This is a genomic window from Pseudomonas moorei (assembly GCF_042846945.1).
GTDB lineage: Bacteria > Pseudomonadota > Gammaproteobacteria > Pseudomonadales > Pseudomonadaceae > Aquipseudomonas > Aquipseudomonas moorei.
This window is the reverse complement of record NZ_AP035776.1, coordinates 1,832,852-1,856,108: the sequence shown is the minus strand read 5'-3', so window position 1 is coordinate 1,856,108 and position 23,257 is coordinate 1,832,852. Positions and strand designations below refer to the sequence as shown.

19 protein-coding genes and 2 tRNA genes are annotated in these 23,257 nt (G+C 59.4%); 2 read left to right on the top strand and 19 right to left on the bottom strand.

What is annotated here, in order from left to right:
• Nucleotides 1–56 precede the first annotated feature (56 nt).
• The 7 genes from dnaB to rnr all read right to left on the bottom strand — a co-directional run bounded on the left by dnaB (nt 57) and on the right by rnr (nt 7,381).
• Nucleotides 57–1,454 carry a replicative DNA helicase gene (dnaB, locus tag ACGJAX_RS08685; protein ID WP_090328831.1) on the bottom strand — a complete coding sequence of 466 codons (1,398 nt, stop codon included), beginning with the start codon at nt 1,452–1,454 and terminating at the stop codon, nt 57–59.
• Between the two features lie 134 nt (nt 1,455–1,588).
• Complete coding sequence (gene rplI / locus ACGJAX_RS08680) at nt 1,589–2,035, bottom strand: 50S ribosomal protein L9 (RefSeq protein ID WP_007939577.1); 447 nt, start codon at nt 2,033–2,035, stop codon at nt 1,589–1,591.
• Between the two features lie 19 nt (nt 2,036–2,054).
• Nucleotides 2,055–2,948: a hypothetical protein gene (locus ACGJAX_RS08675; protein WP_090328536.1), complete on the bottom strand. Its 894-nt coding sequence runs from the start codon at nt 2,946–2,948 to the stop codon at nt 2,055–2,057.
• 36 nt (nt 2,949–2,984) lie between these two features.
• Nucleotides 2,985–3,215, bottom strand: coding sequence for a 30S ribosomal protein S18 (gene rpsR, locus ACGJAX_RS08670; protein WP_002551829.1), 231 nt, complete (start codon nt 3,213–3,215; stop codon nt 2,985–2,987).
• Between the two features lie 28 nt (nt 3,216–3,243).
• Nucleotides 3,244–3,666, bottom strand: coding sequence for a 30S ribosomal protein S6 (rpsF, locus tag ACGJAX_RS08665; protein WP_007939579.1), 423 nt, complete (start codon nt 3,664–3,666; stop codon nt 3,244–3,246).
• Between the two features lie 314 nt (nt 3,667–3,980).
• Nucleotides 3,981–4,748 (bottom strand): 23S rRNA (guanosine(2251)-2'-O)-methyltransferase RlmB, encoded by a 768-nt coding sequence (rlmB, locus tag ACGJAX_RS08660; RefSeq protein ID WP_090328534.1) that lies wholly within the window; start codon nt 4,746–4,748, stop codon nt 3,981–3,983.
• Nucleotides 4,745–7,381, bottom strand: a complete 2,637-nt coding sequence (gene rnr / locus ACGJAX_RS08655) for a ribonuclease R (protein ID WP_247257205.1) — start codon at nt 7,379–7,381, stop codon at nt 4,745–4,747. Before rnr ends, rlmB begins: the two co-directional genes overlap by 4 nt.
• Nucleotides 7,382–7,606: 225 nt before the next feature.
• On the opposite strand from rnr, the gene ACGJAX_RS08650 reads away from it, so the two are divergent.
• Together ACGJAX_RS08650 and ACGJAX_RS08645 are read left to right on the top strand one after the other, a co-directional pair.
• Nucleotides 7,607–7,693: transfer RNA gene (locus ACGJAX_RS08650), tRNA-Leu, on the top strand.
• A 166-nt stretch (nt 7,694–7,859) separates the two neighbouring features.
• Nucleotides 7,860–7,946, top strand: a tRNA-Leu gene (locus ACGJAX_RS08645).
• Between the two features lie 281 nt (nt 7,947–8,227).
• On the opposite strand, the gene ACGJAX_RS08640 is transcribed toward ACGJAX_RS08645, so the two are convergent.
• From ACGJAX_RS08640 to ACGJAX_RS08585, 12 genes are all read right to left on the bottom strand, one after another.
• Nucleotides 8,228–10,162, bottom strand: a complete 1,935-nt coding sequence (locus ACGJAX_RS08640) for a methyl-accepting chemotaxis protein (RefSeq protein WP_390958395.1) — start codon at nt 10,160–10,162, stop codon at nt 8,228–8,230.
• A 150-nt stretch (nt 10,163–10,312) separates the two neighbouring features.
• Nucleotides 10,313–11,605, bottom strand: a complete 1,293-nt coding sequence (locus ACGJAX_RS08635) for an adenylosuccinate synthase (protein ID WP_090328527.1) — start codon at nt 11,603–11,605, stop codon at nt 10,313–10,315.
• Between the two features lie 54 nt (nt 11,606–11,659).
• Nucleotides 11,660–12,847: an ATP phosphoribosyltransferase regulatory subunit gene (locus tag ACGJAX_RS08630; RefSeq protein ID WP_090328525.1), complete on the bottom strand. Its 1,188-nt coding sequence runs from the start codon at nt 12,845–12,847 to the stop codon at nt 11,660–11,662.
• A 302-nt stretch (nt 12,848–13,149) separates the two neighbouring features.
• The gene (gene hflC, locus ACGJAX_RS08625) at nt 13,150–14,019 is read right to left on the bottom strand and encodes a protease modulator HflC (protein WP_090328522.1); all 870 of its coding nucleotides are present in this window, start codon (nt 14,017–14,019) and stop codon (nt 13,150–13,152) included.
• Nucleotides 14,019–15,188: an FtsH protease activity modulator HflK gene (hflK, locus tag ACGJAX_RS08620; protein ID WP_247257207.1), complete on the bottom strand. Its 1,170-nt coding sequence runs from the start codon at nt 15,186–15,188 to the stop codon at nt 14,019–14,021. The genes hflC and hflK overlap by 1 nt, the downstream gene beginning before the upstream one ends.
• Nucleotides 15,189–15,284: 96 nt before the next feature.
• On the bottom strand, nt 15,285–16,586 hold the full coding sequence (hflX, locus tag ACGJAX_RS08615; RefSeq protein ID WP_046819838.1) for a ribosome rescue GTPase HflX: 1,302 nt from the start codon (nt 16,584–16,586) through the stop codon (nt 15,285–15,287).
• Nucleotides 16,587–16,598: 12 nt separating this feature from the next.
• Complete coding sequence (gene hfq, locus ACGJAX_RS08610) at nt 16,599–16,859, bottom strand: RNA chaperone Hfq (protein ID WP_030128332.1); 261 nt, start codon at nt 16,857–16,859, stop codon at nt 16,599–16,601.
• Nucleotides 16,860–16,953: 94 nt separating this feature from the next.
• Entirely contained in the window at nt 16,954–17,925 is a 972-nt protein-coding gene (gene miaA, locus ACGJAX_RS08605; protein WP_247257208.1) for a tRNA (adenosine(37)-N6)-dimethylallyltransferase MiaA, read from the bottom strand.
• Entirely contained in the window at nt 17,925–19,823 is a 1,899-nt protein-coding gene (mutL, locus tag ACGJAX_RS08600) for a DNA mismatch repair endonuclease MutL (RefSeq protein ID WP_390959826.1), read from the bottom strand. Before mutL ends, miaA begins: the two co-directional genes overlap by 1 nt.
• 8 nt (nt 19,824–19,831) lie before the next feature.
• Nucleotides 19,832–21,262, bottom strand: coding sequence for an N-acetylmuramoyl-L-alanine amidase (locus tag ACGJAX_RS08595; RefSeq protein WP_090328511.1), 1,431 nt, complete (start codon nt 21,260–21,262; stop codon nt 19,832–19,834).
• On the bottom strand, nt 21,263–21,733 hold the full coding sequence (gene tsaE / locus ACGJAX_RS08590; RefSeq protein WP_090328509.1) for a tRNA (adenosine(37)-N6)-threonylcarbamoyltransferase complex ATPase subunit type 1 TsaE: 471 nt from the start codon (nt 21,731–21,733) through the stop codon (nt 21,263–21,265).
• Nucleotides 21,721–23,220, bottom strand: a complete 1,500-nt coding sequence (locus tag ACGJAX_RS08585; protein WP_390958391.1) for an NAD(P)H-hydrate dehydratase — start codon at nt 23,218–23,220, stop codon at nt 21,721–21,723. Before ACGJAX_RS08585 ends, tsaE begins: the two co-directional genes overlap by 13 nt.
• Between the last annotated feature and the right edge of the window lie 37 nt (nt 23,221–23,257).

Genomic DNA, 23,257 nt, shown 5'->3' with positions numbered 1-23,257 from the left:
GGATCGCATCAGCCCTGTGTGGGCTTGCCAGCGATGGGGCCCTTCAAGACGCTGAATTACTCGTCGTCATCGAAGTTATAGCTACCCGGCGCCAGGTTCTCGAAACGGGTGTACTTGCCGATGAACGCCAGGCGGATAAAGCCGATCGGCCCGTTCCGCTGCTTGCCGATGATGATTTCGGCGATGCCTTTGTGCTCAGTTTCCGGGTGGTACACCTCGTCGCGATACACGAACATGATGACGTCGGCGTCCTGCTCGATCGCTCCGGATTCCCGCAAGTCGGAGTTCACCGGGCGTTTGTTCGGCCGCTGTTCCAGGGAACGGTTGAGCTGGGACAATGCCACCACCGGGCAGTTGAATTCCTTGGCCAGGGCTTTCAGGGACCGGGAGATCTCGGAAATCTCGTTAGTCCGGTTGTCGCCACTCGAACCAGGGATCTGCATCAATTGCAGGTAGTCGATCATGATCAGGCCGATTTCACCGTGCTCACGCACCAGACGCCGGGTCCGGGCGCGCATTTCCGACGGGCTGATACCGGCGGTATCGTCGATGAACAACTTGCGGTCGTTGAGCAGGTTGACCGCCGAGGTCAGGCGCGGCCAATCGTCGTCTTCCAACTGGCCCGAACGGACCTTGGTCTGGTCGATGCGTCCCAGGGACGACAACATACGCATGATCAGCGATTCGCCTGGCATCTCCAGCGAGTAAACCAGAACCGCTTTCTCGCTGCGCAGCACGGCGTTTTCCACCAGGTTCATCGCAAAGGTGGTTTTACCCATGGATGGACGGCCGGCAACGATGATCAGGTCAGCCGGTTGCAGGCCGCTGGTTTTCTCGTCGAGGTCGGTGTAGCCGGTGGACAGGCCGGTGATGGCGTTGTCGGTGTTGAACAGGGTATCGATGCGGTCGATGGCCTTGGTCAGCAGTTCATTCACCCCCACCGGGCCGCCGGTTTTAGGCCGGGCCTCGGCGATCTGGAAAATCTGCCGTTCAGCTTCATCAAGGATTTCTTCAGCCGTACGCCCTTCCGGGTTGAAGGCGCTGTCGGCGATTTCGGTGCTGATGCCGATCAGTTGGCGCAGCGTCGCGCGCTGGCGAACGATTTGCGCATAGGCCTTGATGTTGGCGACGGACGGCGTGTTTTTCGCCAGTTCGCCGAGGTACCCAAGGCCGCCGACTTGCGAAGTCTGACCTTCCTTGTCCAATTGCTCGGCCAGGGTCACGACGTCGATCGGCGAGTTCTGATCGGCCAGTTTGGCGATCGCACGGAAGATCAAGCGGTGGTCATGTCGATAGAAATCACCGTCGGAGACTTGATCAAGCACGCGCTCCCAGGCGTTGTTGTCCAGCATCAGACCACCGAGTACAGCCTGTTCGGCTTCGATGGAATGCGGCGGCACCTTCAGCGCGGCGGTTTGCAGATCGTATTGCTCAGGAGCGGAGATTTCGTTCATGGCCACTTGGTATTTTTTGGAGAAGCTGGAATTAAAAAACGGAACTGCCAGAAAGACAAAGGGCACGACCTGTAAACAGGATCGTGCCCGATGTTACCGGCAAGCACCCGAGGGTGCCAGCCGACAAGTACTGCTTAAGCTGCTACCACGACAACGCGTACGGTGGCTTCAACTTCGGCGTGCAGGTGCACGGCTACGTCGAATTCACCTACGTTGCGGATGGTGCCGTTCGGCAGACGAACTTCGCTTTTTGCAACTTCAACGCCAGAGGCGGTCAGTGCATCAGCGATGTCGTGAGTACCGATCGAACCGAACAGCTTGCCTTCGTCACCAGCGGTGGCAGTGATAGTCACTTCCAGCTCAGCCAGTTGGGCAGCGCGGCTTTCAGCCGATGCTTTACGGTCTGCTGCAGCTTTTTCCAGCTCAGCGCGACGCTCTTCGAACGCAGCCAGGTTGGCTGGGGTCGCAGCGGTAGCTTTGCCGTAAGGCAGCAGGTAGTTACGACCGTAACCAGCCTTAACGTTCACTTTGTCACCCAGGTTGCCCAGGTTGGTGACTTTTTCCAGAAGGATCAGTTGCATGTGAAAATCCTCTTAACTTTTAACCTTCACCGTTCGCGTTATCGGCGTCTTTCGGCGCCAGACGACCGCGAAAATCAATCAGGCTGTCGACGATGGCCAGGACCACCAGCAACGGATAGATCAGTTGCATGAACAGCAACAGCGTGACGTACAACCCCACCAGCCAGAACCTGGCCAGTCGCTTTTGCGCCACCAGCCCGTGAATCAGGGCCAGCCCGGCGAAAACCAGCGGTACGCTGCACAACGGCGTCAACATGGCCATCTGCGGACCGAAGTTCGGCCCCAGAAGCATTAACGCCAGCAACAACATCGCTGGTCCAAGCGGGATTCGGATGACGCGAAACTCGCGACCAAAACCACCCGGGTTGTACAACAACGCCTGCCAGTAGCGCCCGATAATCAGGCTCAGCACACTGACGATTTGCAACAAGGCCGCAATCAGGCCGGTCAGGATCGGTGCAATCAGGGACGCGAATCGCGCTTGCTCTTCTACCGACATCTTCTGGTAGAGGTCACCGAGTGCCAGCGGCAGGATTTTTATCAGATCCTGCGCCAGCATTTCGATTTGGGAACTGAACACCGTCCCCAGCACCACTGAAAACACCAACCCCATCGCTATGCTGACCAGCAGCACGCGGTTCCAGGACTCGCTTGCGCGCAAAACCAACGCAAGGCCCGAAGACCCCAGCAGCACCAGAAGTGCCCTTGGATCATCGAATTTAAGCCACCAGATCAACGCCGGCAGCAATCCCAGAGCAAGAACGCCCAGGGCGTCCCTCATTCCGCGCCGCAGGAGCACAAGGCATCCGGCGGCAGCACCCAACCAATACAACAACGGCAATGCCGCGCATCCGGCCACTACCAGAGTGGCCTGCATACGGCCCCGCATGATGAACTCAGCTAAGGCACGCATACATTCAATCCTTTGCTACGTGTCGACTGCCCGGTCTCAGCGGCCGTGGCTGTCGGTGTAGGCCAGCAGGGCCAGGAAGCGGGCGCGCTTGATAGCGGTGGCCAGCTGACGCTGATAACGAGCTTTGGTACCGGTGATACGGCTTGGAACGATTTTGCCGGTCTCGGATACGTAGGCTTTCAGAGTGTTGAGATCTTTGTAATCGATCTCTTTCACGTCTTCAGCGGTGAAGCGGCAGAATTTACGACGACGGAAGAAACGTGCCATTTGATAGGCTCCTTAAAAGGTCCGTGGATTACTCGTCAGCGTTATCGCTGTTGTCGCTGTCATCACTGTCAACGCCTTCAGCGTCGGAGTGCTCAGGACGGTCGCGACGCTCACGGCGCTCACTGCGGTTTTCTTCAGCCTTGAGCATCTCGGATTGGCCGGTAACGGCTTCTTCGCGACGGATGACCAGGTTACGGATCACTGCATCGTTGTAGCGGAAGTTGTCTTCCAGCTCGGCCAGGGCCTTGCCAGTGCACTCAACGTTCAGCATCACGTAGTGAGCCTTGTGAACATTGTTGATTGCGTAGGCCAGTTGACGACGGCCCCAATCTTCCAGACGGTGGATTTTGCCGCCGTCTTCTTCGATCAGCTTGGTGTAACGCTCAACCATGCCGCCGACTTGCTCGCTTTGATCCGGGTGGACCAAAAAGATGATTTCGTAATGACGCATGAATGCTCCTTACGGGTTGTAGCCTGCCGCTCAAAAGCGGTCAGACAAGGAGTGAATGACACTTATGGACTTGTGGACGCTAGACACATGCGTGCCTGCCATCGCAGCAAGGGGCGCAATTGTAGAGAAGGGGCGAAGGAGGCGCAAGGTAATTGGTGATTATTTGAACAGTTCGTTCGCCCGCCATTCTTTGGCTGGCCACAAACCATTGTGGGAGCGAGCCTGCTCGCGATGAGGACGCAACATTCAACATTGATGCCGAATGTTACATCGCTATCGCGAGCAAGCTCGCTCCCACAGCAATTGCAACCAGATCAGGACTTCTTGGCGGTAGCCGCAGCTTTGACCCTACGCTGACGCTGGGCTTCGAACAGGCATACGCCGGTCGCCACGGAAACGTTGAGACTGCTGACGCTACCCGCCATCGGCAAATTCACCAGGTAGTCGCAATGCTCGCGAGTCAGGCGGCGCATGCCCTTGCCTTCGGCACCCATGATCAGGATGGTGGGGCCGGTCAGGTCCTGGTCATACAGACTGACTTCAGCCTCCCCTGCCGTGCCGACGACCCACAAGCCACGCTGCTGGAGTTTCTCCAGGGTGCGAGCCAGGTTGGTCACGGCGACCAGAGGAATCACTTCCGCAGCGCCGCAGGCGATTTTTCGTACAACCGGCGTCAGGGTCGCCGACTTGTCCTTCGGAACGATCACCGCCAGCGCACCGGCCGCATCGGCAGAACGCAGGCAGGCACCAAGGTTATGCGGATCGGTCACGCCGTCGAGCACCAGCAACAGCGGTGCGCCTTCGGTGCGATCAAGCAGTTCGTCGAGCATCGCCTCACCCCAGACCTGGCTCGGACTCACGTCCGCGACCACGCCCTGGTGTACGCCTTCGACCCAGGCGTCCATTTCACGACGCTCAGCCTGCCCGACCTGGACACGATTCTCGTTGGCCAGTTCGATCAGCGTCTGCACCCGAGGATCATTGCGGCCTTCGGCCAGCCAGATCTGCTTGACGCGTTTCGGATGGTGACGCAGCAACGCTTCTACAGCATGCACGCCGTAGATTTTTTCCAACTGACTCATGACTTGGCCTTAGGTTTACGCGCCCCGCCACTTTTGGCTGGGGCCGAGCCCGCTTTTGGCGGACCTTTACGATGTTTACTCGGTTTGGCTGGTTTTCCGCCGGGAGCCTTGTCAGGCGCCGACCGTCCGGTCTTTCCCGCAGACGCCGCTTTACCGCCGCTTTTCGCGTCGGCCAGCAGGGCCTTCTTCAGTTCACGGCTCTTGCGCACTTCGGCGTTTTTCGCCGCGGCATCGCTCGGGCGATAGGCCTCTACAACCTTTTCCTTGGCAGGACGACGACCGGTTTTCACCGGTGCCGGCTCTGCGGCTGTTTTTGCAGAAGACGCTGCGGGCGCTGCGGTTTCCGTACCGCGTTTTTTACGACCGATCGGCGCGCTGATGGTTTTTTCGGCCATCTCGAAATCGATCTTGCGTTCGTCGAGATCGACGCGCATGACCCGCACTTCAACAGTGTCACCCAGACGGAAGCTACGACCGGTACGCTCACCGGCCAGGCGGTGATGCACAGGATCGAAGTGGTAGTAATCGCCCGGCAGCGCGGTGACGTGCACCAGGCCTTCGACGTAGATGTCGGTCAGTTCGACGAACAGACCAAAACCGGTTACGGCGGTGATTACACCCGGGAACGATTCGCCAACGCGGTCTTTCATGAACTCGCACTTGAGCCAGTTCACGACATCGCGGGTCGCCTCGTCGGCGCGGCGCTCGCTCATCGAGCACTGCTCGCCGAGTTGCTCCAGGGCCGCTTCGTCGTATGGATAGATACGCGCCTTCGGAATGGTCATCGCGCCAGCACGACGAACGTGCGGGGTGTCCTGTTTCGAATGGATGACGCTGCGGATTGCACGGTGAGTCAGCAAGTCCGGATAGCGGCGGATCGGCGAGGTGAAGTGGGTGTAAGCCTCGTAATTCAGACCGAAGTGGCCCTGGTTATCAGCGCTATACACCGCCTGACTCAGCGAGCGCAGCATGACGGTCTGGATCAGGTGGAAATCCGGACGATCCTTGATACCGGCCAGCAATGCCTGATAATCCTTCGGCGACGGGCCGTCCTTGCCTTTGTGCAGGGACAGGCCAAGCTCACCGAGGAAGGCGCGCAGTTTTTCCAGGCGCTCCGGTGGCGGGCCGTCGTGGACGCGGTACAGCGCAGGGATTTCATGCTTTTTCAGGAATTCGGCGGTAGCCACGTTGGCTGCCAGCATGCATTCCTCGATCAGCTTGTGGGCATCGTTGCGCACGGTCGGGCGAATTTCCGCAATCTTGCGCTCGGAGCCGAAGATGATCCGGGTTTCCTGGGTTTCAAAATCGATCGCGCCGCGCACATGACGAGCCGCCAGCAGCACCTTGTACAGCGAGTACAGCTGCTTGAGGTGCGGCACGACGTCGGTGTACTCGCCACGCAGCTTGCGCGCTTCGGTGGCTTTCGGCGTTTCGAGCATGGCGCTGACTTTGTTGTAAGTCAGGCGCGCATGAGAGTGGATCACCGCTTCGTAGAAGCAGTAGTCGGTCATTTCACCGGTTTTGGAGATGGTCATCTCGCAAACCATGGCCAGGCGATCGACCTGCGGATTCAGCGAGCACAGACCGTTGGACAGCTGCTCAGGCAGCATCGGGATCACGCGCTCGGGGAAGTACACCGAGTTGCCGCGTACCTGGGCCTCGGCATCCAGCGCCGAACCGAGCTTCACGTAGCTGGATACGTCGGCAATCGCCACGTACAACTTCCAGCCACCCGAGAACAGCCGCAACTTGCCCTTACGGGCTTCGCAATAGACCGCGTCATCGAAGTCACGGGCATCTTCGCCGTCGATAGTGACGAAGGGCAGATGGCGCAGGTCGATGCGTTTCTCTTTGTCCTTTTCTTCGACTTCAGGCTTGAGCTTGGCCGCTTCCTTGAGCACCGCCTCAGGCCAGACGTGAGGGATGTCGTAAGTACGCAGCGCGACATCGATCTCCATGCCCGGCGCCATGTAGTTACCCACGACCTCAACCACATCGCCCTGGGGCTGGAATCGTGGCGTCGGCCAGTGAGTGATCTTCACTTCAACAAACTGACCGATCTGGGCGTTGGCATTGCGACCCGGCGTCACCAGCACCTCTTGCTGGATCTTCGGATTGTCGGCAACCACGAAACCGATGCCGCCCTCTTCGAAATAGCGACCGACAATGCTCTCGTGAGCACGGGACACCACTTCGACGATCATGCCTTCACGACGACCGCGACGGTCGAGGCCGGAAACGCGGGCCAGCGCACGGTCACCATCGAACACCAGGCGCATTTGCGCCGGACTCATGAACAGGTCGTCACTGCCATCGTCCGGAACCAGGAAGCCAAAGCCGTCACGGTGACCGCTGATGCGGCCCAGGATCAGGTCGAGCTTGTCTACCGGCGCATAAGTGCCGCGACGGGTATAGATGAGTTGAGCATCGCGCTCCATGGCGCGCAGGCGGCGGCGCAGGGCTTCGATCTGGTCTTCTGTGGTCAGACCAAACTCTTCGACCAATTGCTCGCGGTTAGCAGGCGAACCTCGATCAGCAAGATGCTGAAGGATCAGTTCGCGGCTAGGAATAGGGTTTTCATATTTTTCCGCTTCACGAGCGGCCTCGGGATCGAGGGACTGCCAATCGGCCATTAGAGAGTTTTCACCTTGTCTATATACGGGTTAGTTTGGCATAGGCGTAATGAAACGGGAAATTTCAAGCTATGACGGCCCTTCTAAAGCCCTTTATCGACGTCACAAAGCTGGTTTGAAGACCGCCGGTGAATTTTTTCAAGTTTTTTTGATTCCAGGGGTTTACAGTTAAAAAGACGCTCCGTATAGTGCGCGCCATCGACGACGGACAACGTTGCCGATACTGCCCAGATGGTGAAATTGGTAGACACGCCAGCTTCAGGTGCTGGTGGCCTTACGGCCGTGGAAGTTCGAGTCTTCTTCTGGGCACCAATTTCGAGCTTGAGATTAGATCAATTTCAAGGCTCACACAAAAACCCGCGAAAGCGGGTTTTTGCATTTTAGGCCGTTGATTTATTAATTTTAAATCAGGGGTTTACAGATCAAATTGCTCTCCGTATAGTGCGCCACATCAACAGCGGCAACGCTGAAGATGAATGCCCAGATGGTGAAATTGGTAGACACGCCAGCTTCAGGTGCTGGTGGCCTTACGGCCGTGGAAGTTCGAGTCTTCTTCTGGGCACCAATTCAAATTCAAGGTTACGACCTTGGATTTCACAGAAACCCGCGAAAGCGGGTTTTTGCGTTTCCGGCTTTCGAAAATCAACACGCCCTCCCCCTGTAGGAGCGAGCTTGCTCGCGGTGCATTTAAAGGCGGCGCTCTCTCGCAGACAGAACGCATTATCGTTCTTGTCGATCGCGAGCAATCTCGCTCCCACAGAAATTTTCTGCGAACACAATTTTTGTGAACAACAGAGTCACTGCGTGAGCGAACTTGCCCGCGACAGCCTCATCCCTGACAACACATCAAGCCCTGAACTGCCCCAGGCTCGCCTTCAACTGCGCCGCCAAACCGTCCAGCACCTTGCCGCTGGCCGTGGTCTCCACCACCGCCTGAGCCGCTTTCTCTGCCTGCGCGTGAATGGTTTCGACCCGACCACGCACAGCCTGCGCGCCCTGGGCTTGATGCGCGGCGGCCTGGGTTGCCAGACCGATCGCCGCATGTACCTGCTCCACCGAAGCCTGCACTGATTGCTGCAGCCGCGCACTGTCACGCAATACCAGCAAACCTTCGTTCGCCTGACGCCCAGCCTGACCGATCGCCGCCACCGCCTCACGCGCGCCTTGCTGCAACGCCACAATGTGCGCCTGGATATCGCCAGTGGAGCTCTGCGTCTTGCTCGCCAGCGCTCGCACCTCGTCCGCCACCACCGCGAACCCGCGCCCGGTCTCGCCGGCTCGCGCCGCTTCGATGGCCGCGTTCAGTGCCAGCAGGTTGGTTTGCTCGGCGATCCCGTGAATCACCGTGAGCACCACCTCAATCTGCTCACTTTGCTGCGCAAGCCGCTCGATCACCTGTGCCCCGGTTTCGACTTGACCGGCCAACGCTTCGATCAGGCTGCCGACTTTCGCCGAGGTGCGGGTGTTTTCGTCGGTGGCCTGACGGATATCAACGACCTGTTTCAAAGCTGCCTGCATGGCGTTGCTTTCAGACTGGGCCTCGTCAGCCATTTGCGACAAGGCACGCAGACTTTCGGCCACCTCATCGCGCTGCATACCTGCCGCCGCATCGGCCCCGGCATTACGCAGGGTCATGGCGCCGATTTCCACGCCGGTACGCTGGGCCACGTCACCCGCTTCGCGCACGATCGGCTGCAACTTATCCACAAAGCGATTGACCGCCGAGGCCATGTCACCGATCTCGTCCTTGCTGCTGATCTGTACCCGCTTGGTCAGATCACCCTCGCCCGCCGCCAGGTCATCCATGGCGACAATCAGCATTTTCAAGCGGTTGACCACTCGACGCCCCAGCACCACTGCCAGCAACAGCAGGACACCGAAGCCCACCACCGCCAGACAGACACCGATGCGCCAGCGCAAGGTTGCTGCCGCTTCCTGAACGGTGTTGGTGGTATTGGCTTTCATTTCAGCCGCCGTGGACTGGGCCGATTGCAGTCGTGCACGCATGGCTGCCGCGCTATCCGCTGCCGCACCTTTGAGACTGTCACCCACCAATTGATCACTGCTGGCGATCAATGCGGAGAAGCGTTTGTCGAGGGCCGCCAGGTCGGTTTCCACCGACGCGGTCGAGACGCCCATCAGGACTTTGCCGATTTCCACACCATTGGGGTTGATCGAGGCTTCGATGTAAAAGACCGAAGGATCGTTCTTCGCCGCATCCAGCACTTTGTCCAGCGCCCTCTCGCCCTGGCCTTTCTCCAGAAGCGCCTTGTTGATCGGGTTTTCCCGGTTGAGGTAGCGCGTCAGATGCTGACCCGTGGCGTCGTCATACACCACGAACAGTACATTGGGATTGCGCTGGGCCCTTCGGGCAAACTCGGACAGGGTCGGAACGTCGTTATCCCACATCGCGCGCGGGGCGACTGAGGCCAGAAGCTGCGCCATGTCGCTGGCGGAGTCCTTCAAGTCCTTTTCCAGCGTCGCACGCAACTGCGCCTGCTCATCCTCCAGGCGCGAGGACAAACCGGTGGTAAGACGTTGGCGGGTACTGGCGGAGAGGTTATCGAGGCTCGACGTGACTTCTCGCCCCGCCTGCTCAAGCTCACCGGAAAGTTTTTGACTGTCCGCACCCAGGCGCATACCGAGATCGGCTTCCAATGCAGTCACCGTGCTCCGGGTCAGAGCGACAGCTACCAGCACTTGCACCAAAAGGGCGATACCAAGCGTAACGAACACTGGCCGCAACAAACGGCTTTGTAACAATGAGAGAACGGCCGACACTAGGAATCCCTCTGCTTTGGCGCCATTAAATTGATAGCACACCGGAAAGGATGCTCTTTTCAATGTTCGCAGCAAAGGTCATGCCGTTCAGCAGACAAAAACGACAAAGGGCCCGATTATGGGCCCTTTGTGTTTCACATCAATGACTTATCAAGCGAACGGATGACGCAGAACGATGGTTTCGTTGCGGTCCGGGCCCGTCGAAATAATGTCGATCGGCGCGCCGACCAACTCTTCGACACGCTTGATGTAGTTGCGCGCAGCCTGAGGCAGCTCTTCCAGGGTTTTGGCACCCAGGGTCGATTCGCTCCAGCCCGGCATTTCTTCGTAAACCGGCTCCAGGCCGATGTAGCTGTCGGCGTCGGTTGGCGCGTCGATCACTGCACCGTCAGCGTTTTTGTAGCCAACGCAGATATTGATGGTTTCCAGGCCGTCGAGCACGTCCAGCTTGGTCAGGCACAGGCCCGAGATGCTGTTCACGTCGATAGCGCGACGCAGGATGACGGCATCGAACCAGCCGCAACGACGGGCACGGCCGGTGGTAGCACCGAACTCGTGGCCACGCTTAGCCAGGAACGCACCAACGTCGTCGAACAGTTCAGTCGGGAACGGACCCGAACCGACGCGAGTGGTGTAGGCCTTGGTGATACCGAGGATGTAGTCCAGGAACATCGGACCAACACCCGAACCGGTCGCGATGCCGCCAGCGGTGGTGTTGGAGCTGGTCACGTACGGGTAGGTACCGTGATCGATGTCCAGCAACGAACCCTGGGCGCCTTCGAACATGATGTCCTTGCCAGCGCGACGCAGGGCGTGCAGCTCGGCAGTGACGTCCAGCATCATCGGCTTGAGCAGCTCGGCGTATTCCATGCACTCATCGAGAGTCTTCTGGAAGTCGATTGCAGGCTCTTTGTAGTAATTGACCAGTACGAAGTTGTGGTAGTCCAGCAACTCGCCCAGCTTGGCGGCGAAACGCTCGCGGTGGAACAGATCACCGATGCGCAGGCCACGACGTGCAACCTTGTCTTCGTAAGCCGGGCCGATGCCGCGACCGGTGGTGCCGATCTTCAGCTCGCCACGGGCCTTTTCACGGGCCTGGTCCAGTGCTACGTGGTAGGACAGGATCAGCGGGCAGGACGGGCTGATACGCAGGCGCTCACGCACCGGTACGCCTTTCTCTTCCAGCTTGTTGATTTCCCGCAGCAGAGCGTCAGGTGCAACCACCACGCCGTTGCCGATCAGGCACTGCACGCCTTCGCGCAGCACGCCCGACGGGATCAGGTGCAAGACGGTTTTTTCGCCGTCGATCACCAGGGTGTGGCCAGCGTTGTGACCACCCTGATAGCGCACTACGGCGGCAGCATGTTCGGTCAGCAGATCAACGATCTTGCCTTTGCCCTCATCACCCCATTGGGTGCCCAGGACTACGACATTCTTACCCATAACACTTGTCCTCATTCGCGCAAACTTGGTGCCGGCGGTGGCCGGCAGGAAAACTCAAGAAGCCAGTGGCGATACTTGCCAAAGCCCGTTCTGCTGAATCAATTGCCGGTCGCAGTCCGCTTCACGGGCGGCGGCCAAAGGTTGTCCAGGCAAGGCCTGAACGACACGCTGACCCTCACTGCGCAACTGGCAAACCTGCTGCCAGAGTGCCGCATCCGTACTGTCAGGCATCCAGATACCGCCAGACGGTAGCTCGATCTCAGCACGCCCCAGGGTCACCAGGGTTTTCAAATCGGTGGAGAAGCCGGTTGCCGGACGGGCGCGACCGAAATCGGCGCCGATGTCGTCGTAACGACCGCCCTGGGCGATGGACTGGCCAACACCCGGCACGAATACGGCAAACACCACACCCGTGTGGTAGTGATAACCGCGCAGTTCGCCCAGGTCGAAGTACAGCGGCAATTCCGGGAAACGCACGGAGAGCCGCTCGGCAATCGCCAGCAAATCGTCCAGAGCTGCCAGAACCGGTGCCGGTGCCTTGGCCAGACGCTCGCGCGCAGCGGCCAATACTTCACGGCCGCCGCACAGGTCAACCAATGCCCGCAGCATGCCCGACAGATCGGCAGGCAAACCTTCGGTCAAGGTAATGACCTCGTCGATGGCCTTGCGTTGCAATGCGTCGAACAACTGCTGTTCAACTTCACCGGACAAACCGGCGGCGCGAGCCAGGCCACGGTAGATACCGACATGACCGAGATCCATGTGCACGTCCGGCACATCGGCCAGTTGCAGCATGGCCAGCATCAGGCTGATGACTTCGACATCGCTGCTCGGGCTGGCATCGCCATACAACTCGGCGCCCAGCTGGATCGGGCTGCGCGAGGACGACAAGGCGCGTGGCTGAGCATGCAGCACGCTGCCGGCATAGCACAGACGGCTCGGGCCTTCGCGACGCAGGGTATGCGCATCGATACGCGCCACCTGTGGCGTGATGTCCGCACGGAACCCCATCTGCCGGCCCGACTGCGGATCGATGACCTTGAAGGTACGCAGATCCAGGTCCTGGCCTGCACCGGTGAGCAGGGATTCCAGGTACTCGATATGGGGAGTCACGACAAACTCGTAACCCCAGCTCTGGAACAGATCCAACACCTGGCGACGCGCAACTTCAATGCGCGCCGCTTCCGGTGGCAGTACTTCTTCGATGCCATCTGGCAGCAGCCAGCGGTCTACCGTTGCCATTACGCCTTCCCCTATATCCGGGCGGCCAGCCAGCCCTCGGCCGAGCCTTGAGTGAAGCAGAAAATGATTGTTCCGCGCATGAGCAACGGAGCGAAAAGCCTTCAACCGGCTTCGCCAACCACTTTCCTCGAAAAACCTGTCGAGCCTTTCGACTCGTACGCCTGCACCAAAACAGCAATCAAACGTGCAGACGCAAAAAAGCCGGGAATTTCCCGGCTGCCGCATCATACACACGTTTTGCCAAAGGATCACCCCGCCAGAGGCGTTAGCCGCCCGGCGGAATGATTTGGGTCAACGCCGTATCAAGGCTTGGCTTTTTCCAGGTAGTGGAAGAAGTCACTGCTTGGGTCGAGGACCATGACGTCGGATTTATTCGCGAAGCTTTCACGGTACGCGCGCAGGCTACGGTAGAACGCGTAGAACTCCTGATCCTGACCGTAGGCCTTGGAATAGATCGAAGCGGCCTGGGCATCACCGTCACCGCGAATCTCTTCGGATTCACGATAGGCTTCAGCCAGCAACACGCGGCGTTGACGATCGGCGTCGGCGCGAATGCCTTCAGCCAGCTCGTTACCCTTGGCGCGGTGCTCGCGAGCTTCACGCTCACGCTCGGTGCTCATACGCTCGAACACGCTACGGTTCACTTCCTTCGGCAGGTCGATGGTCTTGACCCGAACATCGACAACTTCGATGCCCAGCTCTTTTTCAGCCATCTTGTTCAGCGAAGCGGTGATATCCGCCATCAGCGCGTCACGCTCACCCGACACTACTTCGTGCAAGGTGCGCTTGCCGAACTGGTCACGCAGGCCCGACTCCAAACGACGGGACAGGCGCTCGTCAGCGATTTGCTTGAGACCGGACGTCGCGGTGTAGAAACGCTCTGCGTCCTTCACCCGCCACTTGGCGTAGGCATCGACCATCACGGCTTTCTTTTCCAGCGTCAGGAAGCGTTGCGTCGGTGCATCCAGCGTCATCAGGCGTGCGTCAAATTTACGCACCTGGTTAACGTAAGGCACTTTCACATGCAGGCCAGGCTGTACATCGGCCTGGACCACGCGACCGAACTGCAGCAACACCGCACGCTCGGTCTGAGCGACGATGTAGAAGCAGTTCCAGCCAACCAGTACCACAACGACGCCAACAATCAGGGCGATCAGCGATTTATTGCTCATCAGCGGGTCTCCCTTGTACGCGTTTGCGGCGGGTCAGTGAGATGCGGCGCAACATCCGTGCTGCTACTGGCAGCGGCGGAACCGGTTACCGGCGCATTACCACCAGAGCCGCTCTGAATCATCTTGTCCAGCGGCAAGTACAGCAGATTGCTCTGGCCATTCTTGTTGCCAGTCACGAGCACCTTGCTGGTGTTGGTGAAGACTTCCTGCATAGTGTCCAGGTATAAACGCTGACGGGTGACTTCAGGGGCCTTGCGGTACTCGGCCACCAATTTGGTGAAGCGATCCGCCTCACCCTTGGCGCGCGATACCGTTTCGTCACGGTAACCGTTGGCATTCTCAAGGATGCGCTGGGCTTGACCCCGCGCTTCCGGCACTACGCCATTGGCGTAGGTTTCAGCCTGGTTGCGCGAACGCTGCTCGTCTTCACGGGCACGGATCACGTCGTCGAAGGCTTCCTGGACTTCGCGCGGTGCCGCTGCGCTCTGTACGTTGACCTGGGTCACGGTGATACCGGTGCGATAGGTATCCATGAAGCGCTGCAGCCGCTCCTTGATTTCGCTGGCCATTAATTCACGACCTTCAGTCAGCACCTGGTCCATCGCGGTGGAACCCACCACATGGCGCAAGGCGCTGTCAGTCGCTTGCTGCAGACTGATTTCCGGCTGATCGACGCTCAGCACGAAATCCTGCAGGTTGCTGATCTTGTACTGCACGGTCAGCGGCACTTCGACGATGTTTTCGTCTTCAGTCAGCATTTGACCCTGCTTGGTATACGCACGCTCACGCGTGACGTTTTCCAGGTACTTCTTGTCGATCGGCGGGAAATAGATATTCAGACCCGGGCCGACGGTTTCGTAGTACTTGCCGAAGCGCAGCACAACGGCCTGCTCCTGCTCGTCCACAACATAGACCGCGCTGTACAACCACACGGCTGCCAGCACGACCAGACCAATGCCGAGCAGGCCGCCGAAGCCGCCACTCTTGCCCGGACCACCGCCGTCATCCCCACGTTTTTTACCACCACCGAACAACCCGTTCAGGCTTTCCTGCAGCTTTCGGAAGGCCTCGTCGAGATCCGGTGGTCCCTTGCGGTCGCCATTGTTGCGACGCTTGCCACCCCAAGGATCCTGATTATTCGAGTTGCCACCCGGCTCATTCCAAGCCATAGCGCTCTCCATCTGATAAAGCAAAGACGCACCCACGGCGCGCCGACCAATGCTACAGAATGCCTGTCACCACGGCACAACCGCTTTCTCAGGCTTTTATTGCAAAGTGTGTTGCTCGATGAATTCCATCGGCTGCAATCCTTCGCGGCTTACCAGTCGATTCAGCTCGACCCGGGGCAAACGAACGGCCAGCAAACTGATGCCTTCTTCGTCGTGTTCTTCTTTTTGCACCGCACCGAGTTCGAAAAACTGCGCACGCAGTCGAGCGAATCGTTGCGGCAAGCGCAGGGTACCGATAAACAAATCACTGCCAAGTAATTCGGCAATGGCTTGCTCAAGCAATTCCAGACCAGTGCCATCACGCGCCGATAGCCAGACCCGCTGGGGTTTGCCGTTTTCGTCGCGCTGAATTTGTGGCTCAACGCCTTCAAGCAAATCGAGTTTGTTATAGACCTCGAGGATCGGCAAGTCCTGGGCACCAATCTCGCCCAGCACCACCATCACCTGCTCGATCTGCAACATGCGATCGGGTTCGGCCGCATCGATCACGTGCAACAACAGGTCGGAGTTGCTCGACTCTTCGAGGGTAGACCGAAATGCCTCGACCAGCTTGTGGGGCAAGTGACGAATGAAACCTACAGTGTCCGCCAGGACAATCGGCCCCAGATCGTCCAGATCCAGACGACGCAGGGTCGGGTCCAGCGTGGCAAACAATTGGTCAGCCGCGTAGACGTCGGATTTCGTCACGTTATTGAACAGCGTGGATTTACCGGCGTTGGTATAGCCCACCAGCGACACGGTAGGGATATCCGCACGCGAACGACCACGCCGCGACTGTTCGCGCTGGCTGCGCACCTTCTCCAGCCGGCCCTTGATCTGTCGCAGGCGAACCCGCAGCAAACGGCGGTCGGTTTCCAGCTGGGTTTCACCCGGGCCACGCATGCCGATACCGCCACCCTGGCGTTCAAGGTGAGTCCAGCCACGAACCAGCCGGGTGCTCATGTGGTCAAGCTGGGCCAGTTCTACCTGGAGCTTGCCTTCATGAGTACGGGCGCGCTGGGCGAAAATATCGAGAATCAGACCGGTACGGTCGATCACGCGACACTCGAAAACACGTTCGAGGTTACGTTCCTGACTGGGCGTGAGGACGTGATTGAAGATCACCAGATCGGCCTCTTCGGCCTTGACCAGGTCGCGCAGCTCCTCGACCTTGCCGCTGCCAATCAGGAATTTGGCGGTTGGCCGATGACGCGGCACGTTAAAGAACGCAACGGTCTCGGCGCCGGCCGAATTAGCCAATTCCTGAAACTCCTGCGGGTCTTCGCGCGCCTCAGGGTCCTGTCCATCCAAGTGAACGAGGATGACTCGTTCACCACCACCGTGGCGCTCAAAGAACAAAGGAGACTCCTATCAGGCGTTACCTGGCTCAGCATCACCTGTTTCGGATTCGGTTGCGCTAGGCAGACGAATTGGACGAACCGGCACTACTGTAGAGATAGCGTGTTTGTAGACCATTTGGCTTACGGTGTTTTTCAGCAGGATGACGAACTGGTCGAAAGACTCGATCGTGCCTTGCAGTTTGATACCGTTGACCAGGTAGATGGACACCCCAACTTTCTCTTTACGTAAAGTATTCAAGTAAGGGTCTTGTAGCGAATGCCCTTTTGACATGTGCCGCACTCCTTTAAGGATTCAATATAAAAAATAGGTAAACAGATGGCTTGTGGCCGCCACACCCCCAAGGATAGACGGCAATTGCAAGGACTCAGCTCAATATGGAGATGGTCCCCAGGTATTTCAAGGCGCGCGGCAGATTGTCGCGATCCAGGCTGTCCAGCCAATGCAAATCGGCCCAACTGCGCAGCCAGGTGAACTGGCGCTTTGCCAATTGGCGCGTGGCGATGATTCCACGCTCCTGCATCTCGGCTGACGTCAGCTTGCCATCCAGGTAGTCCCAGACTTGTCGGTAGCCTACCGCACGTATAGACGGCAACCCGGCATGCAGGTCACTTCGCTTACGCAGGGCTACGACCTCGTCGATGAATCCCTGTTCCAACATCAAAGTGAATCTTTGTTTAATTCGTTCGTGCAATACCTGGCGATTTGCCGGAGCAATGGCCAAGTTCGCGACAGTATAGGGCAATTGTTGCCGTCCCGAAGCGGCTGCTTCAGTACTTTGCGCAGATTGTTGCAAGCGCAGCTCAGTCATGCTTTGACCACTGACGCGATAAACTTCCAGCGCTCGACTAAGTCTCTGCGGATCGTTCGGATGAATCCGCGCCGCAGAAACCGGATCAATGACCGCCAGTTGTTCGTGCAAGGCTTGCCAGCCAAGGCGTGCAGCCTCTTCTTCGATCTGCGCGCGAACATCCGGATCGGCGGCCGGCATATCCGCCAGGCCTTCGAGCAAAGCCTTGTAGTAGAGCATTGTGCCGCCTACCAACAGCGGAATTTTTCCGCGTGCAGTGATCTCGGCCATGGCCTCGAGGGCGTCCCGGCGAAAATCCGCGGCGGAATAGCTCTCGGCCGGGTCGAGAATATCGATCAAACGGTGGGGATACTGCGCCAAAAGCTCTTTCGACGGCTTGGCCGTGCCGATGTCCATGCCACGGTAAACCAGAGCCGAATCGACACTGATCAGTTCGCAAGGCAGGACTTTGGTGAGTTCGATGGCCAGGTCGGTCTTGCCGGCGGCAGTCGGGCCCATCAGGAAAATCGCAGGTGGGAGCTGGCTCATCAACGACCGCGCAAGAACAGTTTGTCCAGATCGTCCAGGCCCAACTGGGTCCAGGTCGGTCGGCCATGGTTGCATTGACCGCTGCGCTCGGTGTTTTCCATATCACGCAGCAGACCGTTCATTTCCGCCAAGGCCAGACGCCGGTTGGCACGGATCGCGCCGTGGCAGGCCATGGTCCCGAGCAGTTCGTTCAGGTGCGCCTGAATCCGGTCGCTGGTGCCGTATTCCATCAGGTCGGCCAACACATCGCCGACCAGGCGATTGGCTTCAGCCTGCTTGAGCAAGGCCGGAATCTGCCGGATGGCCAGTGTTTCCGGGCCCAGCCGCTGAAGCTCGAAGCCCAGGCGCTGGAACCAGGCGACATGCTCTTCGGCGCAATCGGCCTCGCGCTGACTGACCGCCAGGGACTCCGGCACCAGTAGCGGTTGCCCGCTCAGACCTTCGCTGGCCATGGCGATTTTCAGGCGCTCGTACATGATCCGCTCGTGAGCAGCGTGCATATCCACCAGCACCAGGCCCTGGGCGTTCTCCGAAAGAATGTAGATACCCTTGAGTTGGGCCAGCGCGTAACCCAACGGCGGGATATCGTCCTGGCCGGCCGGCAGCGCCACTGCGCTGGCTTCGGGCAAGGGCGCAAAAAATTCACGATAGGCGGCCTGGGCCTCTGCGGCTGGAACGGTGGACTGAGGTCGCGGGGTGTATTGGTACTGATAACCGGCGCCCGAACCCGAGCCGGACGGTGTATTGAACGACGGCTGCGCCTGAGGCTGCTCCAGCAGCGCATTGGCTGCCAGGCGCATTTCGCCCTGCGGACCGAACTCACCTGCTTCAAGCCCGGTAGGACGAACAATAGCCGTCGCCACTGGTGCAGCCAGTTGATCTTCCGGACGCACGTCCCCCAGGGCACGGTGCAACGTACCGTAGAGGAAGTCGTGGACCATGCGCCCGTCACGGAAGCGCACTTCGTGTTTGGTCGGGTGCACGTTGACGTCGACGCCCGCCGGATCGACTTCGAAGAACAGCACGAAGGTCGGATGCCGGCCATTGAACAGCACGTCGCGATAAGCCTGGCGCACCGCGTGGGCCACCAGCTTGTCGCGTACGGCACGGCCGTTGACGAAGAAATACTGCAAATCCGCCTGACTACGGTTGAATGTCGGCAACCCAACCCAGCCCCATAGATGCAGGCCATTGCGTTCGATTTCAATCGGCAGCGCCTGCTCCAGGAAACCCGGTCCGCAGATTGCTGCCACTCGGCGGGCACGGGCCGCATCATCATGGGCCTCGTGCAGACTGAGAATCGTCTTGCCGTTGTGGCGCAGATGGAACGCCACGTCGAAGCGCGCCAAGGCCAGACGCTTGATCACTTCTTGCAGATGATCGAATTCGGTTTTTTCGGTCTTGAGAAATTTGCGCCGCGCCGGCGTGTTGAAAAACAGGTCACGGACTTCCACCGAGGTACCCACCGGATGGGCCGCTGGCTGCACGCGAGCCGCCATGTCACGGCCCTCGGTCTCGACCTGCCAGGCCTGGTCGGCATCACGGGTGCGCGACGTCAGGGTCAGTCGCGCCACGGAACTGATCGATGCCAGTGCCTCGCCACGGAAACCCAGGCTCATGACCTGCTCAAGGTCTTCCAGATTACGGATCTTGCTGGTGGCGTGACGGGCCAGCGCCAGCGGCAGGTCATCGGCAGAAATGCCGCTGCCATCATCACGTACCCGCAGCAGTTTGACACCGCCCTGCTCCACATCGACATCAATGCGTTTGGCGCCGGAGTCGAGGCTGTTTTCCAGCAACTCCTTGATTACCGAAGCCGGGCGTTCAACCACCTCACCGGCGGCAATCTGGTTTGCCAGTCGCGGGCTGAGCAGCTCGATGCGGGCAGCGTTGGTCAGCACCTCGTTCATTCTTTAGCCGCCAGCTCAGTGCCAGGAATGGTCAAATGCTGACCGACCTTGAGTTCGTCGCTCGACAGGTTGTTGGCGCTGCGCAGCGTGGCCGGCGACACTTGGTAACGCACTGCAATCATCGCCAATGTCTCTCCCGGGCTAACCCGGTGGTCACGCGGGCCTTGGGCGATTTTGCCCGAGTCACGCAACCAGGCGATGTAAGTGCCAGGCGGCGGGTTTTGCTGGAAGAACTGGCGCACGCCGGCGCTGATAGAGCGTGCCAATGCCTGTTGATGGCTCGATGCCGCGAGTTTCGAGGCTTCGTTGGCGTTGGAGATGAACCCGGTTTCCACCAGGATCGACGGAATGTCCGGCGATTTCAGCACCATGAACCCGGCCTGTTCCACTCGCTGCTTGTGCAGCGGTGTGACCCGGCCGATGTTGGTCAGGACTTTCTGACCGACGTTCAGGCTGGAGGTCAGCGACGCCGTCATCGACAGGTCGAGCAACACGCCAGCGAGCATGCGGTCCTTGTCGTCGAGGCTGACGTTGCCCGCACCACCGATCAAGTCGGAACGGTTTTCACTGTCAGCCAGCCAGCGCGCAGTTTCCGAAGTGGCGCCGCGATCAGACAGGGCAAACACTGAGGCCCCGAATGCGGCAGCTGAAGGCGCGGCATCGGCGTGGATCGAAACGAACAGGTCCGCGCCTTTCTTGCGGGCAATTTCGGTACGGCCGCGCAAGGGAATGAAGTAGTCACCGGTGCGGGTGAGTTCGGCGCGGAAACCTTTCATGCCGCTGACCTGGCGTTGCAGTTCACGGGCGATGGCCAGCACTACGTCTTTTTCGTGCTGACCGCGAGAGCCCGAGGCACCCGGGTCTTCGCCACCGTGGCCGGCGTCGATCACCACAATAATGTCGCGCTTGCCGGCCGGCGCTGGCGGCAACTTGATTGCAGGTTCCGCAGGAGTCACCGGTACTGCCGGAACGGTCGCGACCGAAGGCGTCGGCGCTGGAGGTGGCGCGGCGTCGGACGGATTATCGAACAAATCGACCACCAACCGGTTGCCATACTGGGCGTTCGGTGCGAGGGAGAAGCTTTTCGGGGTGACCGCCTTTTTCAGGTCGATGACCACCCGCAGGTCGGTCGGCGTGCGTTGGGCCGAGCGCATGGCGGTAATAGGGGTATTGGAGGTGTTGACGTTCAGCGGCGCACCGAGGGTCGCACCATTGATGTCAATCACCAGCCGATCCGGGGCTGTCAGGGTAAAGACACTGTGCTGCACCGGGCCTGTCAGGTCAAACACCAGTCGCGTGTTGTCCGGCGCCCGCCACAGGCGAACACTGTTGACCTTCGTGTCGGCCACAGCGTCGACGGTTACCGCCAAAAACAACACCCCAACGGCAGCAACCAACGCGCGAAAGCGCATACCTAACCCCATCATTTATTTGGATTCCAATGCCAAAGCGGCACACCAGGACTCGCCACGCGAGCCTTGGGGCAAAATTTTCAGCGAACGCCCGCTGTCATGCGGGCTAATGGTAATGGTCAGGTCGGGCTTTGGCAAAAAGCCTGCACCCTTGTCTGGCCATTCGATCAGGCACAGCGCGTCATCTTCGAAATAGTCGCGGATACCGAGGAACTCCAGCTCTTCCGGATCGACCAGGCGATACAGGTCGAAATGAAAGGCACGAATATCGCCGATCTCGTAGGGTTCAACCAAAGTGAAGGTCGGACTTTTTACCGCCCCGACATGCCCCAGGCCACGGATAATGCCCCGGGACAGCGTGGTTTTCCCCGCCCCCAGATCCCCCTCGAGAAAGATCAGACCGTGCCCTTGTGTGGTTTGGGCGATGCGCGTGCCAAACGCAGTCATCGCCTCTTCATCAGCCAGGTACAGGGTTACTTCAGACACGGTGCTTGCTCCTCCAACAACTGACGAATGGCTGGTATCAAATCACTGGCCGCCAGCCCACGGCCGAATTTACCTTGTTGCTCACCGGCGTTGGCATGCAGCCAGACCGCCAGGCACGCCGCATCGAACGCTTCCATGCCCTGAGCGATCAATGCACCGACCAAACCGGCCAGCACATCGCCCAATCCGGCGGCGGCCATCGCCGGATGCCCCTGGTGGCATACGGCCAACCGCCCGTCAGGACTGGCGATCAAACTGCCGGCGCCTTTGAGCACCACGACCGCTGTATATTTTTTGCTCAGCGCATGGGCGGCAGCCGGCCGATCTGCCTGAACTTGCGCCGTGCTGATGCCTAACAAGCGAGCAGCTTCGCCCGGATGCGGGGTGATCACACAATCCCCGGGCAAACTCACCTGTTCCTCGGCCAGCATGTTCAGCGCGTCGGCATCCCAGACTTGCGGCAACGACGCATTGGCGGCAGCCGACAAAAGACTGCGCCCCCAATCCGCCTGGCCCAGTCCGGGGCCGACCACCAACACGGAAACCTTTTGAAGTAATCCCATCAACTGATTGGCTGACGAAGCGCCCACGACCATCGCCTCGGGGATCCTGGCCAATGCCGCAGGCACGTGTTCGCTGCGAGTGGCCACCGACACCATGCCGGCACCGCTGCGCAATGCACTTTGCGCACTGAGCAGGATCGCGCCGCCGAAACCGCGATCGCCGCCAATCAGCAGCACATGGCCGAATTTGCCTTTATGAGAAGCAGGCGGACGCCAAGCCAGGCGCGGCAGATTGCCGGCATTCAGACGACGCGCACTGATCGGCGCGCCCCCAAGCAGCTGCGGATCGGCATGCAAGTCGTTGAACACGAGTTCGCCCACCACATCCGCCGCATCACCGGTGAACAAACCCACTTTCAAACCGATGAACGTTACGGTCAGGTCGGCACGTACCGCATGAGCGAGGATGCGCCCGGTATCGGCGCTCAGCCCGGAAGGGATATCCACCGCGGCCACGGGCAGACCGCTGGCATTGATCGCAGCAATGGCACTGGCATACGGCTCACGCACGTCGCCGCTCAGCCCCGTACCGAGCAGGGCGTCGAGTACGACACCGCGCAATTCGGACTGCGCGCTCCATGCTTCAATGGAGACTTTTTCAGACACGGCCTCGGCATGGGCCAGGCCGGCATCGCCTTGCAACCGTTGCGGATCGCCCACTGCCAATACACGTACCGCCCATCCGGCGCGCCGGGCCAGCACCGCCACCAGATAGCCATCACCGGCATTGTTGCCCTGCCCCGCCAACACGCTCAATTCGTTCGCCGATGGCCACTGTCGCACCAGCGCTCGCCAGGTCGCACGCGCCGCGCGTTGCATCAATTCGAAGCCGGGCGTGCCGGCCGCGATCAGGCTCGCATCAAGCCCTCGGACCTGTGCGGCGCTGTACAGCGCGTCGGGTAAATCATCTTTAGTGTGCGGCATGCGTCTTCAGGCTCCGATGTCTGGCAGAATTATACGC

Bases quoted from the DNA above. Each gene is read 5' to 3' on its own strand.
- rplI (WP_007939577.1), bottom strand. From the start codon at position 2,035: ATGCAACTGATCCTTCTGGAAAAAGTCACCAACCTGGGCAACCTGGGT.
- ACGJAX_RS08585 (WP_390958391.1), bottom strand. From the start codon at position 23,220: ATGCCGCACACTAAAGATGATTTACCCGACGCGCTGTACAGCGCCGCA.
- rpsR (WP_002551829.1), bottom strand. From the start codon at position 3,215: ATGGCACGTTTCTTCCGTCGTCGTAAATTCTGCCGCTTCACCGCTGAA.
- rpsF (WP_007939579.1), bottom strand. From the start codon at position 3,666: ATGCGTCATTACGAAATCATCTTTTTGGTCCACCCGGATCAAAGCGAG.
- hfq (WP_030128332.1), bottom strand. From the start codon at position 16,859: ATGTCAAAAGGGCATTCGCTACAAGACCCTTACTTGAATACTTTACGT.
- ACGJAX_RS08630 (WP_090328525.1), bottom strand. From the start codon at position 12,847: ATGGCAACGGTAGACCGCTGGCTGCTGCCAGATGGCATCGAAGAAGTA.
- hflK (WP_247257207.1), bottom strand. From the start codon at position 15,188: ATGGCTTGGAATGAGCCGGGTGGCAACTCGAATAATCAGGATCCTTGG.
- miaA (WP_247257208.1), bottom strand. From the start codon at position 17,925: ATGAGCCAGCTCCCACCTGCGATTTTCCTGATGGGCCCGACTGCCGCC.
- ACGJAX_RS08635 (WP_090328527.1), bottom strand. From the start codon at position 11,605: ATGGGTAAGAATGTCGTAGTCCTGGGCACCCAATGGGGTGATGAGGGC.
- rnr (WP_247257205.1), bottom strand. From the start codon at position 7,381: ATGGCCGATTGGCAGTCCCTCGATCCCGAGGCCGCTCGTGAAGCGGAA.
- ACGJAX_RS08595 (WP_090328511.1), bottom strand. From the start codon at position 21,262: ATGATGGGGTTAGGTATGCGCTTTCGCGCGTTGGTTGCTGCCGTTGGG.
- rlmB (WP_090328534.1), bottom strand. From the start codon at position 4,748: ATGAGTCAGTTGGAAAAAATCTACGGCGTGCATGCTGTAGAAGCGTTG.
- ACGJAX_RS08675 (WP_090328536.1), bottom strand. From the start codon at position 2,948: ATGCGTGCCTTAGCTGAGTTCATCATGCGGGGCCGTATGCAGGCCACT.
- hflC (WP_090328522.1), bottom strand. From the start codon at position 14,019: ATGAGCAATAAATCGCTGATCGCCCTGATTGTTGGCGTCGTTGTGGTA.
- dnaB (WP_090328831.1), bottom strand. From the start codon at position 1,454: ATGAACGAAATCTCCGCTCCTGAGCAATACGATCTGCAAACCGCCGCG.